16 protein-coding genes are annotated in these 13,497 nt (G+C 70.0%); 11 read left to right on the top strand and 5 right to left on the bottom strand.

Going from position 1 to position 13,497, the window contains the following annotated elements:
- Window positions 1–5 precede the first annotated feature (5 nt).
- Entirely contained in the window at window positions 6–848 is an 843-nt protein-coding gene (locus ABN611_RS02935) for a helix-turn-helix transcriptional regulator (protein ID WP_350278186.1), read from the bottom strand.
- Between the two features lie 101 nt (window positions 849–949).
- Here ABN611_RS02935 and ABN611_RS02930 point away from each other — a divergent pair, with 101 nt between their 5' ends.
- The gene (locus ABN611_RS02930) at window positions 950–1,678 is read left to right on the top strand and encodes an SDR family oxidoreductase (protein ID WP_350278185.1); all 729 of its coding nucleotides are present in this window, start codon (window positions 950–952) and stop codon (window positions 1,676–1,678) included.
- Between the two features lie 3 nt (window positions 1,679–1,681).
- Here ABN611_RS02930 and ABN611_RS02925 read toward each other — a convergent pair whose 3' ends face one another.
- Together ABN611_RS02925 and ABN611_RS02920 are read right to left on the bottom strand one after the other, a co-directional pair.
- Entirely contained in the window at window positions 1,682–2,230 is a 549-nt protein-coding gene (locus tag ABN611_RS02925) for an NUDIX hydrolase family protein (protein WP_350278184.1), read from the bottom strand.
- A 14-nt stretch (window positions 2,231–2,244) separates the two neighbouring features.
- Complete coding sequence (locus tag ABN611_RS02920) at window positions 2,245–2,898, bottom strand: AraC family transcriptional regulator (RefSeq protein ID WP_350278183.1); 654 nt, start codon at window positions 2,896–2,898, stop codon at window positions 2,245–2,247.
- A gap of 119 nt (window positions 2,899–3,017) precedes the next feature.
- On the opposite strand from ABN611_RS02920, the gene ABN611_RS02915 reads away from it, so the two are divergent.
- Both ABN611_RS02915 and ABN611_RS02910 read left to right on the top strand, forming a co-directional pair.
- The gene (locus ABN611_RS02915; RefSeq protein ID WP_350278182.1) at window positions 3,018–3,779 is read left to right on the top strand and encodes a phytanoyl-CoA dioxygenase family protein; all 762 of its coding nucleotides are present in this window, start codon (window positions 3,018–3,020) and stop codon (window positions 3,777–3,779) included.
- Window positions 3,780–4,076: 297 nt separating this feature from the next.
- Window positions 4,077–5,207, top strand: a complete 1,131-nt coding sequence (locus ABN611_RS02910; RefSeq protein ID WP_350278181.1) for an MFS transporter — start codon at window positions 4,077–4,079, stop codon at window positions 5,205–5,207.
- Here the strand turns inward: ABN611_RS02910 and ABN611_RS02905 are convergent, their stop codons facing one another.
- Window positions 5,208–5,957, bottom strand: a complete 750-nt coding sequence (locus ABN611_RS02905; RefSeq protein WP_350278180.1) for a hypothetical protein — start codon at window positions 5,955–5,957, stop codon at window positions 5,208–5,210. It abuts the gene before it with no gap.
- 55 nt (window positions 5,958–6,012) lie between these two features.
- Between ABN611_RS02905 and ABN611_RS02900 the strand changes: the two genes are divergently transcribed.
- Window positions 6,013–6,657, top strand: coding sequence for a helix-turn-helix domain-containing protein (locus tag ABN611_RS02900; protein WP_167216580.1), 645 nt, complete (start codon window positions 6,013–6,015; stop codon window positions 6,655–6,657).
- On the opposite strand, the gene ABN611_RS02895 is transcribed toward ABN611_RS02900, so the two are convergent.
- Window positions 6,654–7,124, bottom strand: a complete 471-nt coding sequence (locus tag ABN611_RS02895) for an Lrp/AsnC family transcriptional regulator (protein ID WP_350278179.1) — start codon at window positions 7,122–7,124, stop codon at window positions 6,654–6,656. The two genes, ABN611_RS02900 and ABN611_RS02895, sit on opposite strands and share 4 nt — an antisense overlap.
- Window positions 7,125–7,274: 150 nt before the next feature.
- On the opposite strand from ABN611_RS02895, the gene hppD reads away from it, so the two are divergent.
- The 7 genes from hppD to ABN611_RS02860 all read left to right on the top strand — a co-directional run bounded on the left by hppD (window position 7,275) and on the right by ABN611_RS02860 (window position 13,475).
- Window positions 7,275–8,477: a 4-hydroxyphenylpyruvate dioxygenase gene (gene hppD / locus ABN611_RS02890; protein WP_350278178.1), complete on the top strand. Its 1,203-nt coding sequence runs from the start codon at window positions 7,275–7,277 to the stop codon at window positions 8,475–8,477.
- Between the two features lie 161 nt (window positions 8,478–8,638).
- The gene (locus ABN611_RS02885; RefSeq protein WP_350278177.1) at window positions 8,639–9,112 is read left to right on the top strand and encodes a hypothetical protein; all 474 of its coding nucleotides are present in this window, start codon (window positions 8,639–8,641) and stop codon (window positions 9,110–9,112) included.
- A 57-nt stretch (window positions 9,113–9,169) separates the two neighbouring features.
- Complete coding sequence (locus tag ABN611_RS02880; RefSeq protein WP_350278176.1) at window positions 9,170–10,546, top strand: FAD-linked oxidase C-terminal domain-containing protein; 1,377 nt, start codon at window positions 9,170–9,172, stop codon at window positions 10,544–10,546.
- A gap of 143 nt (window positions 10,547–10,689) precedes the next feature.
- Window positions 10,690–11,289, top strand: coding sequence for a hypothetical protein (locus tag ABN611_RS02875; protein WP_350278175.1), 600 nt, complete (start codon window positions 10,690–10,692; stop codon window positions 11,287–11,289).
- Window positions 11,290–11,337: 48 nt separating this feature from the next.
- Window positions 11,338–12,003: a two-component system response regulator CseB gene (gene cseB, locus ABN611_RS02870; protein WP_167216568.1), complete on the top strand. Its 666-nt coding sequence runs from the start codon at window positions 11,338–11,340 to the stop codon at window positions 12,001–12,003.
- Window positions 12,004–12,006: 3 nt separating this feature from the next.
- Window positions 12,007–13,251, top strand: coding sequence for a HAMP domain-containing sensor histidine kinase (locus ABN611_RS02865; RefSeq protein WP_350278174.1), 1,245 nt, complete (start codon window positions 12,007–12,009; stop codon window positions 13,249–13,251).
- A gap of 53 nt (window positions 13,252–13,304) precedes the next feature.
- Window positions 13,305–13,475 carry a hypothetical protein gene (locus ABN611_RS02860; protein WP_350278173.1) on the top strand — a complete coding sequence of 57 codons (171 nt, stop codon included), beginning with the start codon at window positions 13,305–13,307 and terminating at the stop codon, window positions 13,473–13,475.
- The last annotated feature ends 22 nt before the right edge of the window (window positions 13,476–13,497 follow it).

Genomic DNA, 13,497 nt, shown 5'->3' with positions numbered 1-13,497 from the left:
CTTGATCAACCCGGCGTTGTCAACTCCTGGGTCCCGATCACGTCGAGCAGCCGCAGCGCCTCCTCGGACGGCGACCCGGGCTCGGCCGTGTAGAGCACCACGCGCTGGTCCCGCTCCGGCACCACCAGCACCTCGCAGATCAGGTCGATCCGGCCGACCAGCGGATGGAAGATCGTCTGGCACAGCGACTGCTGCCGGCCGACCTCGTGCCGCGCCCAGATCTCCGCGAACTCCGGGCTGCCGGCGAGCAGGTCCCGCACCAGCCGCGCGATCTCCGGATCGTCCGGGTACGTGCTGGTCGCCGCCCGCAGGTCGGCCGCCACCTCGCGCGCGAACTCCCGGGTCCGGTCCGCGCCGAACAGCTCCGCCTGGCTGTCGTTCAGGAACCGCAGTCGCAGCAGGTTCCGGTCCCGCGGCGCGAGCGCGGAGAAGTCCGTGATCAGCGCCGCCGCCAGCCGGTTCCAGGCGAGGATGTCGTCCTTCACGTCCAGCACCAGACCCGGTACGTCGAGCCGCGCGAGCATCCGCAGTACGCCGGACCGCACCTCACGCGGCGGCCCCGGCGGCGGACCGGGCTGCTCGCCGCCGAGCCGGAACAGATGATCGCGTTCGTCGTCGGACAGCCGCAGCGCGCGGGCCAGACCGGTCAGCACCGGGCGCGACGGCCGCGGCCCGCGCCCCTGCTCCAGGCGGGTGTAGTAGTCGGTCGACATCGTCGCGAGACTCGCCACCTCCTCGCGCCGGAGGCCCGGCGTACGACGACGCAGTCCGGCGGGGAGGCCCACGTCGGACGGTTGCAGCGCCTCCCGTCGTACCCGCAGGAACTCGGCCAGCCCGTCGCGATCCACCGTCCCAGGATCTCAGGCGGCTCCAGCCGCATCCAGGGACCGCCGGTCCCAGGCTCGGCCCGCTCTGCCACCCGGCCGCGATCCACCGCAGCGTTGAGGCCATGAACACGCAGAAGATCGCGCTCGTCACGGGCGCCAACAAGGGCATCGGCAAGGAGATCGCGCGGCAGCTCGGGCAGCGCGGGTTCACGGTGCTGGCCGGTTCGCGGGACCTCGAACGCGGTGAGCTCGCGGTGAAGGAACTGGTTGCCGAGGGCCTCGATGCGGCCGCTCTGCAACTGGAGGTGACCGACGCGGCCTCGGTCCGCGCGGCGGCCGAGCAGGTGCATACGACGTACGGCCGGCTCGACGTACTGGTCAACAACGCCGCGATCATCCCCGAGGGTGACGACGCGGTGTCGCGGATCGGGACCGACGTACTGCGGTCCGCGTTCGAGACCAACGTGATTGGGCTGGTCGACGTGACGCAGGCGTTCCTGCCGCTGCTCCGGGAGGCGGAAGCGGCTCGGATCGTGAACCTGTCGACGTCGCTGGCGTCGTTCGCGCAGGTCGGCGACCCGGATTCGGAGATGTCGACGATGCTGACGCTCGGCTACAACTCGTCGAAGGCCGCCGTGAACATGGTGACCGTCATGCTCGCCAACGAGCTGCGCGGCACGGGCATCCTGGTCAACGCCGCCGACCCCGGCAACTGCGCGACCGACATGGGCGGCTGGGAGGCCGCGCGGACGCCGGCCCAGGGCGCCGCCGTCGCCGTCGGGCTGGCGACGCTGGAGGCCGACGGCCCGACCGGCCACGTGTACGCCGAGGAGGGCCGGCTGGCCTGGTGACCGTCAGACGATGGCCCCGGACCAGGCCAGCGCCTGCTTGAGCAGCTGGCCGCGGCCGCCTTCGAGGTCGTTGAGGAGGCTCGGTGCCAGGGCCTCCTCGGGCGTCAGCCAGGTGAGTTCGAGGGCGTCCTGGCGCGGGTTGCACTCGCCGGTGACCGGTACGACGTACACCAGGGCGACGGCGTGCTGGCGCGGGTCGTGCAGCGGGGTCATACCGGGGAACGGGAAGTACTCCGCGACGGTCACCGGGACCAGCGTCGCGGGCAGCCGCGGGAAGGCGGCCGGGCCGAGGTCCTTCTCGATGTTGCGCTGCAGCGCGTCGCGGATCGACTCGTTGTGCAGCACGCGGCCGGAGACGAGCGTGCGGGCGATCTCACCGGTCGCCGGCGACGTCCGGAGCAGCACCCCGATGTGCTCGAGCTGTCCGAGCGTGTCGACCCGCGCCGGGACGGCCTCGACGTACAGGATCGGGACCCGCGACCGGGTCTCGGCGAGCGCGAACTCGGACAGCCAGCCAGGATTCGGATCCGGCGTACGCAAAGACGACGTCATGACTACATCTTTGCCTACGGTCTGAAAGCGGACCGGTACCGGGAGGGGCTGAGCCCGAATACGGAGCGGAAGCGGCGGGTGGCGTGGCTGGGGTCGTGCCAGCCGACGCTGGCTCCGATGGTCGCGACCGGGAGCTCGGTCTCGATCAGCAGGCCGGCGGCGCGCTCGGCGCGGATGCGGTTGAGGTAGGCGATCGGGGACATGCCGACGGACTTGCCGAAGAGCCGGACCAGGTACCCGGGCGCGAGGTTGACTCGGGCGCCGAGCTGTTCCAAGGTCCACGGCTGGGCCAGATCGGCTTCCAGCAGGCGCATGGCGTGCTGTACCGCCGGATGCGGCGCCGGCTGCGCGCCGACCCCGGCGGCCCCCGGCACGAGCGCGCCGGACAGCAGCCCGAACACGTCCGCTCCCAGGTAGGCGTTGCGGACCACGAGCCCGTGGCAGTCGCGGTACCCGTGCCACTCGCCGGGACGCAGTACGACGACCGAGTCCGGACCGAGCTCCACCTCACCGGCCGCCGAGACGTGCGTGCCCCGCCCGGCCACCACGACCGCGATCTCGAAGAACGCGTGGCTGTGCACGGCGACGTCCGCGACGACCTCGAGCCGCTCGCCCGCGACCGGCAGCCGCGGGTCCGGGAAGACCTCGCTGCTCAGCACGTTGTGCACCAGTAACCTCCACGAGGTCAAGATCGGTCAAGTCCTGGTCAACCACTGCCTGTCCACTGTGACAGCTTCCGGCGACGCTGGAAACACCTTCCAGTACGACGGAATCCAGGAGACCACCGATGACCACGACCGATCCCCAGGCCCCGGCCGCGCTCGACGACGAGACCATTTCCGCCTACCGCCGCGACGGCGTCGTCCGGATCCGGAACATCATCGGCCGCGACGAGGCGGCGCGTTTCCGGGACGCCGCGATCGCCGCGACGACGAAGGCCGACGACCTGTTCAAGGAGTCGAAGATCTTCGACCAGTACGTCAACGTCTGGCAGCAGGACGACGTCCTGCGGGAGCTCACGCTGGATCCGCGGCTCGCGGCGGCCGCGACCGCGCTGGCCGGCGTACCGCTGCGGATCTGGCACGACCAGGTGCTGATCAAGCCGCCGCACAACGGCGCGGCGACCGAGTTCCACCAGGACGCGCCGTACTGGCCGCACGCCGGGTCACGTGCGTCGCTGTCGGTCTGGATCGCGCTGGTCGACGTACCGGTCGAGCGGGGTTGCATGACCTTCATCCCCGGTTCGCAGGACCACCAGAACCTGCGCAGCCAGGACCTGTCCGACAGCGACGACCTGTTCCGCGCGGCGCCGGACCTGCGCTGGGAGCAGCGGCTGACGATCCCGTTGCAGGCCGGCGACTGCACGTTCCACAACGCGTACCTGGCGCACTCCGCGACGCCGAACTTCACCGACGACCCGCGGATCGCGCACGTCGCGATCTACGTCGACGCGGAAGCGACGTACACGGGCGCCCCGCACGTGGTCACCGACGGTCTCGGCCTGACCGTCGGCGCACCCCTCGACCACGAACTGTTCCCGCGGGTCTGAGCCTGTTACAACGTGGCATAGGTTGGCTCCGTGCGTCTGCTGACCGACATCCGCCCGCTGCGTGAGTCCGCCGATTTCCGCCGGCTGTGGGTCGGTTCGACGGTGTCGCAGTGAGGGGGTGTCTGCTCCTCTCACGCCTACTGCGGGGCACTCGGCACGGCATCTCGCCGCACGTGAGCAAAGGCCACGATGCTCCGCATCGAGTCCTTCGCTCCCGCACGCCGAGCTACCGCACCGAGCACCTCCTCGCTACGGCGTGAGAGGAGCAGACACCCCCTCGGGCAGCAGATGACCGCGGTGACGGTCTCGATCCAGGTGTACGCGCTGACGCACTCGACGTTCGCGGTCGGGCTCGTCGGCCTGTGTTCGCTCGTGCCGCTGGTCGTCTTCGGGCTGTACGGCGGTGCGATGGCCGACGCGATCGACCGCCGTACGCTCGCGTTGGTGTCCTCTGCCGGGCTGTGGCTGCTGTCGATGGTGCTCGTCCTGCAGTCCCAGCTCGACTGGGGACAGGTGTGGGTGCTGTACGCCGTGGTGGCCTGTCAGTCGGCGTGCTTCGCGGTCAACAACCCGGCGCGGTCCGCGATCATCCCGCGGCTGATCCGGCCGGAACTGCTGCCGGCCGCGAACACGCTCAGCCAGGCCGCGTTCAACCTGGGCTTCACCGCGGGGCCGTTGCTCGGCGCGGCGGTGATCGCCTGGCACGGGTTCGCGGCGGCGTACCTGGTCGACGTGCTCACGTTCACGGCCGCGTTGTACGCGTTGTTCCGGTTGCCGTCCGTGCCGCCGACCGGAGCGGTACGGCGGGCCGGGCTGCGGTCGGTGCTCGAGGGGTTCACGTTCCTGCGCGCCGCGCCGGCGTTGCTGGCGACGTTCCTCGCGGACATCCTCGCGATGGTGTTCGCACAGCCGCGGGCGCTGTTCCCGGCGGTGGCCGGGGCGTTCTTCGGCGGCGGCGTACGGACCGTCGGCATCCTGCAGGCCGCGCCGGCGATCGGGGCGCTGATCGGGGTGGTGTTCTCCGGCTGGGTGACCCGGATCCGCCGGCAGGGCATCGCGATCGTGCTCGCGATCACGGCGTACGCCGCCGCGGTCGGGCTGTTCGGGCTGTCCCGGACGATCTGGCTGGGGGTCGCGCTGCTCGCGATCTCGGGGGCGGCCGACATGGTCAGTTCGGCGTACCGGAACACGGTGCTGCAGTCCGCGGCGCCGGACGCGATGCGCGGCCGGCTGCAGGGGGTGTTCATCGTGGTCGTCGCCGGCGGGCCGCGGCTCGGGGACTTCGTCGTCGGTACGTCGGCGTCGCTGACCAGCCCGACCGTCGCGCTGCTGGGCGGGGCCGCGGTGTGCATCGCCGGGCTGCTGATCCTGCTGGCGCGAAACCGGCCGTTCCGGGTGTACGACGCGCGGACGCGCGAGCTCAGCTGATCAGCCGCCGGTCGCCAGCTTCTTCAGGACGGTGAACCAGGAGTCCATGTCCGGGTTGATCCGGGTGATCGGCTGGTCGTCGACGGTGACGAGCTTGCGGTCGCCGAGCGGCTTCTTCAGCTTGATCGCGGTCATCGACATGTTGCTGTCCTCGGGGCACGGGACGTCGACGTCGATGACGGCCTTGATCTGGTCGTCGGACTCCTCGACGCGCAGGTCCGACGAGCACTTGCCGACGGTGCCGATCAGCAGGTCCGCCTCGTCGTACTTCGGGGCGTTCTGGATCCACTTCAGGTACTTCGGCTTCTTGCCGTCGACGACCTGGTAGTACTGCACGGGCTGCGGCTTCTCCTCGGAGCTGGTGCCGTCCGGGTTGCCCATGAAGGTGCCGTAGACCATGTCGACGCACGGGTCCTTCGCGTCCGGGCCGTCGACCGCGCCGAACGCGCGGGCGACCTGGTAGCAGCCGTTCGCCTCCCGGTTCAACGAGATGTTGAAGCCGACCAGGGCGAGGGCGCCGACGACCATCGTGATCGCGAGCATCCGGCGCGACTTCAGCTGCTGCGGGCCGAGGATCCCCGCGGCGCGCCGGGCCTCCTCGGGGGTGGCGTCGTCCGGCACCGGGGTGCTGCGGAACAGCGCCATGATCGAGCTCGTCCACTGGGGATTGATGATCGTCGGAACGGCATAGACCAGGATCAGGACGACGATCACCAGGATTGCGGGGAGCAGCGACCAGTAATTTCGCACGGCAGCAAGATACGGTGCGATCGGTCCGCGCCCGAATAACGGATACGCTAGCGAGGTGCCCGCCGAGACCTCGCAGACGCTGGACCGGGGACTGACCGTCCTCGAGTTGCTGGCGGACGCCCCTGACGGGCTCTCGATCACCGAGCTCGCCGGGGCGCTGGGGGTCAGTCGGACGGTGGTGTACCGGCTGGTGAACACGCTCGAGCTGCACCGGCTCGTCCGGCGCGACAGCGAGGGGCGCGCGCGGCTCGGTCTCGCCGTACTGCACTACAGCCGGCGGGTGCAGCCGACGCTGCGGGACGCCGCGCTGCCGGTACTGCGTTCGCTCGCCGAGGACACGGGTGCTACAGCGCACCTGACGGTGGCGGACGGTGAGGAGGCGCTGGCGATCGCGGTCGTCGAGCCGAGCTGGACCGACTACCACGTCTCGTACCGGATGGGCTCCCGGCACGCCCTCGACCAGGGCGCCGCAGGCAAGGCAATCCTCGCCGGCCGCCGCAAACCCGACCCCGCCGGCCGCCCGTTCGTCGTCACGTCCGGCGAACTCCAAGCCGGCGCCCAAGGCGTCTCGTCCCCCGTCCTGGGCGTGCCCGGCGTCGAAGCCTCCATCGGCGTAGTAGTCCTCGGCAAACTGGACCGAGACTTCGTAGGCCCCCGAGTAGCCCGAGCCGCCGTAGAAGTAGCCAAACGCCTCGCCTAGCTCTTGGTGGCGGCTTCCAGCAAGGGGAGCACCCGGTGGGGGATCTGCTCTGCCAGGGCGATCACCGTGGAGGCTCGTTGGATGCCCTGGACTGTGACCACCTGGTCGATGACGCGTTGCAGGTCTGCGTTGGAGCGCGCGACTATGCGGCACCACAGGTCCTCGGCGCCGGTGATGGTGTGGACCTCGAGGACCTCGGGGATCCGGGCCAGCGCCTCGGCCACCGTCGTGTGACCTGAGCCCTGCTCGATCTGCAGGGTCGCGAACGCCGTCACCGGATATCCGATCGCGGTCGTGTCGAGGTCCGGGCCCCAGCCCCGCACCACCCCGTCGCGCTGCAGCCGGTCGAGGCGCGCCTGCACCGTGCCCCGCGCGACCCCGAGCCGGCGCGACGCCTCCAGTACGCCGACCCGCGGCTCGGCCGCGAACAACCCGAGGATCCGGGCGTCCAGCGCATCCACCGGCATACGAAGCCTCCGTCGATAGTCAGACTGACCAAATAGCCTAGCAACATCCGCGAACAACTATGCAGGTTGCCCAGCAAAGAGAGGAACTGTTGCGCAACCTGCCCCCACGCACAAGGCTCGGTGGCACGTACCCGACCCGGGAGGACTCCGATGACCAGCACCGACCTCACCCCCGCAGAGCTCGACGCCGATCTCGACCTCGACCAGCTGAAGCAGCTCGTCGGCCTGGTGCCGTACGACGAGAGCACCGACCCCTTCCCGGTCACCGCGATGGACGCGGTGGTGTTCGTGGTCGGCAACGCCACCCAGACCGCGAAGTGGTACCAGCTCGCGTTCGGCATGGACCTGGTCGCGTACTCCGGCCCGGAGACCGGCGACAAGGACAGCAAGGCGTACGTGCTGAAGGCCGGCTCCGCCCGGTTCGTGATCTCCGGCGGCGTCAGCCCGAAGAGCCCGCTGCTCGACCACCACCGCAAGCACGGTGACGGCGTCGCCGACCTCGCCCTCGAGGTCCCTGACGTCGACAAGTGCATCGCGCACGCCCGCAAGGTCGGCGCCGTCGTCCTCGAGGAGCCGAACGACGTGTCCGACGAGCACGGCACGATCCGCCGCGCGGCGATCGCGGCGTACGGCGACACGCGGCACACGCTGATCGACCGCAGCAAGTACCACGGCCCGTACCTGCCCGGCTTCGTCGCCGCGACGACCCAGGTCACCCGCCCGGAGGGGCACCCGAAGCGGCTGTTCCAGGCCGTCGACCACGTGGTCGGCAACGTCGAGCTCGGCAAGATGGACGAGTGGGTTGCCTTCTACAACAAGGTGATGGGCTTCGTGAACATGGCGGAGTTCATCGGCGACGACATCGCCACCGACTACTCGGCGCTGATGAGCAAGGTGGTCGCCAACGGCAACCACCGGGTGAAGTTCCCGCTGAACGAGCCGGCGATCGCGAAGAAGAAGTCGCAGATCGACGAGTTCCTGGAGTTCTACGACGGCGCCGGCGCGCAGCACATCGCGCTCGCCACCAACGACATCCTGCGCACCGTCGACATCATGCGAGCGAACGGCGTCGAGTTCCTGAACACCCCGGACTCGTACTACGAGGACCCGGAGCTGCGGGCCCGGATCGGCGAGGTCAGGGTGCCGATCGAGGACCTGCAGGCGCGCGGCATCCTGGTCGACCGCGACGAGGACGGCTACCTGCTGCAGATCTTCACGTCCCCGATCGGCGACCGCCCGACGGTGTTCTACGAACTGATCGAGCGGCACGGCTCGCTCGGCTTCGGCAAGGGCAACTTCAAGGCGCTGTTCGAGGCCATCGAGCGTGAACAGGAGCGCCGCGGCAACCTCTAGTCCGGCCCCGGCCGCACCACCGGACGTCCAGAACCTTGCCGCCCGCAACTGAATACGGCGTGTCGCCGTCCGATTACCGGAATGACTGTTGGGGCAGGCTCCGTTCGCGTAGTGTGCCTTCCTGAGTGTGCGTCGGGGCGTGCACTCAGGAAGGGTTCGTCATGAAGACTCTGGGCATTCTGCTCAGCACCGCCGGCCTCGCCGGGGTGGGCGCGATCGCCCTCTCCGCCGCGCCGGCCGGGGCGGCCACGGCCGCCACCTGTTCCGGCGCGACGTCCATCGCATCGGCGCCGATGCTGCGTGACCACAAGCCGCCGAGCTGGGGCACCGTCCGGCTCGTCCGCGACAGCTGCTACCAGTACTGGGCCGAGATCACCATGGCGTCGAAGGTGGTGGCCAACGCGAAGGCCAACGCCTTCCTGGTCCAGTACGGCGGGAGCAACAGCGGCCGGGTGCTGAGCTGCGACAGCAGCGGCGGCAACGGCGCGGTGGTCCAGGGCCAGCGGACCTGCCGGACGCCGAAGGTGAAGGCGCTCAGCGGGAGCATCACGTTCGCCGCGATCGGCCGCGAGTACCACAACTACGGCGGCGGCTACGAGGAGATCTCGGAGAACGTCACCAGACGCACCCGCTGACGACCAACAGGCGCGGAAACCTGCACAGTACCGCGGAGTATTCACTAGGCTCGCCGTATGAGTGAGGTTGTCGAGCAGCTGCGTCAGGTCCTGCCGCCCGAGGCGCTGGTCACCGATCCGGACCGGATGGAGAGCTACCGGTACGACCGGGCGATGTTCTGCCCGGCCGGGATGCCGCTCGCCGTCGTGCTGGCCCGGGAGACCGCGCACGTCCAGGCCGCGGTCCGGATCGCGAACGAGGCCGGCGTACCGATCGTGCCGCAGGGCGCGCGGTCCGGCCTGTCCGGCGCGGCGAACGCGCTCGACGGGTGCGTCGTGATCTCGCTGGAGAAGATGGACCGGATCCTGGCCGTCGAGCCGGTGGACCGGTACGTCGTCACGCAGCCGGGCGTCTACAACGCGGTGCTGTCCCGCGCGGTCGCCGAGCACGGGCTGTTCTACCCGCCGGACCCGTCCAGCTGGGAGTTCTGCTCGATCGGCGGCAACCTGTCCACGAACTCGGGCGGCCTGTGCTGCGTGAAGTACGGCGTGACCACCGACTACGTGCTCGGCCTGGAGGTCGTGCTCGCCGACGGCCGGGTGCTGCGGACCGGCCGGAAGACCGTGAAGGGCGTCGCCGGGTACGACCTGACCAAGCTGATCGTCGGCAGCGAGGGCACGCTCGGCATCATCACCGAGGCCACCCTGATGCTCCGCCCGCAGGCCGCGAAGCCGCGCACGATGGCCGCGCTGTTCGGTTCCGGCGTCGAGGCCGGGAACGCGATCCTGGAGATCATCCGCAGCGGCGTCTCGCTCAGCCTGCTGGAGATCATGGACCGGACCACGATCCGCGCGGTCAACAAGTACAAGCGGATGGACCTGCCCGACGAGGCGGCCGCGATGCTGATCGCGCAGTCCGACGCGGGCGGCGAGGCGGGGGCCGCGGACGTCGCCGCGGTGGCCAAGCTGTGCCGCGACCACGGCGCGCTGGAGTGCATCGAGGCCGAGGACGACGCCGAGGGCGACCTGCTGCTGGAGGGCCGCCGGGCGGCACTGACCGCGCTGGAACAACTCGGTACGACGATGATCGACGACGTCGCCGTACCGCGGTCGCGGCTGGCGGAGTTCATCGGCCGGATCGAGGAGCTGTCGGCGGAGCTGGACATCACGATCGGGGTGCTCGGGCACGCCGGCGACGGCAACATGCACCCGACGGTGGTCTTCGACCAGGCCGACCCGGCGCAGGCCGAGCGGGCCCAGGTGGCGTTCGACCGGGTGATGGAGATCGGGCTGGAGCTCGGCGGCACGATCACCGGGGAACACGGGGTCGGGGTGCTGAAGCGGACCTGGCTGGCCGAGGAGATCGGGCCGGTCGCGCTCGACGTGCACCGGGCGATCAAGTCCGCGCTGGACCCGAAGAACCTGCTCAACCCAGGGAAGGTCGTTGCCGGCTGACGGAGTGACACTGTGACGCAACCGCAATAGAACTGCCGAGGCCATACGACGTCCATGCCCGTCGAATGTGACGTCCGGCCGACACTATGGAAGGTAGTTGTCTGAACGTGCGGGGGGACTGGATGCAGGGTAGGAGGCGCCCGATGGGTCTGTGGCGCCGTACCGTGCTGCCTGCCGTCGCCGCGGTCGTGGCGACGACCGTGCTCGCCGCCTGCGGGAACGGCGGCGGGCTGCGGGTCGAGGGCCCCGAGTCGCCGCCGCCGGAGACCCCGGCGCCGTCGGTCGCGCAGGGCACCGGCAGCCCGTCACCGCACGCCCACCGCACCCCGGAAGTCGCCGTCGACCTGTACAAGGTCCGGGCCCGGTTGCTCGCCGATCGCCGCCTGTCGGGCTACACCCGGACAGTACTTTCGAATTGCACCGTGATTTCGCGTTGCCTCAGCAGGGGTAAGACCGTTGATGTATTGCACAGCGGTACACCTCAGCAGATCGTCCTGATCCACACCCTGGAGAAGTTCGTCTTCGGTATCTTCCTGATCGCCGTCGAGCCCACGGGCCCGCGACCGATCTGGAACCTGAACGTCGAGCAACCGACCGTGAACGCCAGCCCGCAAGGGGACCTGGTGGTCGAGTCGAAGATCTTCACGATCAACGACCCGGTCTGCTGCCCGTCGGGCCGGCGGGTCGAGGTCTACCGTTGGAACGGCCGGCAGATGATCAAGGTGAGCTCGACGGACCAGTAGGGAGACTGAAGTTCGGTGGTACCGGAAGAACCGGCAGCGCGCATTCTCATGGTCGAGGACGACGCGGTGATCCGTGAGGCGACCCAGTTGACCCTCGAACGTCACGGCTACGACGTGACCACGGCCGAGGACGGCCTGGAGGCGATCGAGCGATTCGAGAAGATCCACCCGGACGTCGTGATGCTGGACATCATGCTGCCCGGGCTGGACGGCATCTCGGTGTGCCGGCGGATCCGGGAGACCAGCACGGTCCCGATCGTGATGGTGTCCGCGCGCGGTGACGCGCTGGACGTCGTCCTCGGGCTCGAGGCGGGCGCCGACGACTATGTGACCAAACCGTTCGACACCCAGGTGCTGGTGGCGCGGCTGCGGGCGGTGATGCGGCGCGCGGTCTCCGATCCGGAGCGCCCGGCGCCGACCACCGGGTCCGGCGTCGAGTCGTTCGGCGACCTGGAGCTGGACCGCGAGGCCCTGGAGGTCCGGCGGGGCGGGCAGACCGTCCAGTTGACGCCGACCGAGCTCAAGCTGCTGATCGAGTTCGCGAACAACCCCGGCGTGGTGCTCAGCCGGTCGACGCTGCTGCAGCGGGTCTGGGACTACGAGTGGGGTGGCGACGGCCGGCTGGTCGACGTCCACCTGCAACGGCTGCGGACCAAGATCGGTGCCGACCGCATCGAAACCGTCCGCGGCTTCGGGTACAAGCTGCGGGCGTAACGGATGGGACTGCGCGGCAAGCTCGGTCTCATCTTCCTGCTGGTCTCGTCGCTCGCCATCCTGGTGCTGTGCGTCGCGGTCTACACCCAGGCGCAGTCGGCCCGGCTGGACCGGACGCGCAGCTTCGCGGACGAGCGGATCCAGCTGGCGGCGCAGAGCTACGACACCAACGACGTACCGGTGTTCGGGGCGAAGCTCGACGATCCGGACCTGCCGCCGCAGCTGCGGGAGGCCGTGCTCGCGGGGAAGCGGGCCACGTTCAAGACCGGGTCGCCGCACGCGAAGATGTGGGCGGCGGTCGCGGTCAAGGACGGCAAGGTGCTGTCGATCGAGCAGGACTACGAGAGCACCGACGACTCGATGAAGGCGTTGCAGCAGGCGCTGATCCTCGGCGGGATCGGTACGGTCGCGCTGGTCGCCCTGGTCAGCGTGATCCTCGCGGGCAGCCTGTCCAAGCGGATCGTCGCCGTCGCGGGTACGGCGCGGCGGATCGCGGCCGGGGACCTGGACGCGTCCGCGGCGGAGGCCGTCGGCAAGGGCAAGGACGAGGTGCAGTCGCTGGCGACCGCGCTGGACACCATGGCCAGTTCGTTGCGCGGCCAGCTCGAGGCGGAACGCCGCTTCACCGCCGACGTCGCCCACGATCTCCGTACGCCGGTCACCGGCCTGACGACCGCGGCCGAGCTGCTGCCGCCGGGACGTCCCAGCGAGCTGGTCCGGGACCGCGCCAAGGTGCTGCGCCGGCTCGTCGAGGACCTGCTGGAGATCGCCCGGTTCGACTCGGGCGTCGAGCAGGCCGACCTGGAGCTGGTCGGTCTCGGCGCGTTCGTCGGGTCCGCGGTCGGCCGGTTGCGGATGCAGCAGGCGCTCGCGCCGGACAGCGTGATCGTGCACCAGGTCGGCCCGGACGAGACGGTGTCGACCGACTCCCGGCGGATCGAGCGGATTCTGGCCAACCTGATCGTCAACGGCCTGCGGCACGGCAAGCCGCCGGTCGAGGTGACGGTCAGCGGCCGGACGGTCGAAGTGGTTGACCACGGCAACGGGTACCCCGAGGAACTGATTGCCGAGGGCCCGCGCCGGTTCCGGTCCGGGATGGCCGAGCGCGGCGTCGGCCACGGTCTCGGCCTGACGATCGCGGCCGGTCACGCGAAGGTGCTCGGCGCCGAGCTGACCTTCGGCGAGGCACCCGGCGGCGGTGCCCTGGCCCGGCTGGTGCTGCCGGCCGGACCTGAGACGCAGCCGTAACAACCATCGCCGGCGACCCTGCGTCTTCTCCTCCTAATACCACCGTGGTCCAGGTGCAGCGGCTGCAGAACGGCAAGTGGGTCAACTTCCCGGCCACCACCAAGGTGACGAGCCGCGCGACGTACTCGGTGTGGGTCCAGAGCGGCCGCGTCGGCGTCAACAAGTTCCGCGTCGTGGCGGCGAACACCGCGTCCGCGCCGGTCGCGGTGACGATCACCAAGTGAGAGTGGCCAGGGGCCTTGGACA

It is taken from the genome of Kribbella sp. HUAS MG21, assembly GCF_040254265.1.
Lineage (GTDB): Bacteria > Actinomycetota > Actinomycetes > Propionibacteriales > Kribbellaceae > Kribbella.
The sequence above is the reverse complement of the archived record's forward strand: the minus strand, read 5'-3'. Positions and strand labels throughout refer to the sequence as shown.

What these genes read in the sequence shown, in the direction of transcription:
- ABN611_RS02880 (WP_350278176.1), top strand. Translation starts at nt 9,170, where the DNA reads ATGAGTGAGGTTGTCGAGCAGCTGCGTCAGGTCCTGCCGCCCGAGGCG.
- ABN611_RS02885 (WP_350278177.1), top strand. Translation starts at nt 8,639, where the DNA reads ATGAAGACTCTGGGCATTCTGCTCAGCACCGCCGGCCTCGCCGGGGTG.
- ABN611_RS02895 (WP_350278179.1), bottom strand. Translation starts at nt 7,124, where the DNA reads ATGCCGGTGGATGCGCTGGACGCCCGGATCCTCGGGTTGTTCGCGGCC.
- ABN611_RS02875 (WP_350278175.1), top strand. Translation starts at nt 10,690, where the DNA reads ATGGGTCTGTGGCGCCGTACCGTGCTGCCTGCCGTCGCCGCGGTCGTG.
- ABN611_RS02925 (WP_350278184.1), bottom strand. Translation starts at nt 2,230, where the DNA reads ATGACGTCGTCTTTGCGTACGCCGGATCCGAATCCTGGCTGGCTGTCC.
- ABN611_RS02865 (WP_350278174.1), top strand. Translation starts at nt 12,007, where the DNA reads ATGGGACTGCGCGGCAAGCTCGGTCTCATCTTCCTGCTGGTCTCGTCG.
- ABN611_RS02930 (WP_350278185.1), top strand. Translation starts at nt 950, where the DNA reads ATGAACACGCAGAAGATCGCGCTCGTCACGGGCGCCAACAAGGGCATC.
- cseB (WP_167216568.1), top strand. Translation starts at nt 11,338, where the DNA reads ATGGTCGAGGACGACGCGGTGATCCGTGAGGCGACCCAGTTGACCCTC.
- hppD (WP_350278178.1), top strand. Translation starts at nt 7,275, where the DNA reads ATGACCAGCACCGACCTCACCCCCGCAGAGCTCGACGCCGATCTCGAC.
- ABN611_RS02915 (WP_350278182.1), top strand. Translation starts at nt 3,018, where the DNA reads ATGACCACGACCGATCCCCAGGCCCCGGCCGCGCTCGACGACGAGACC.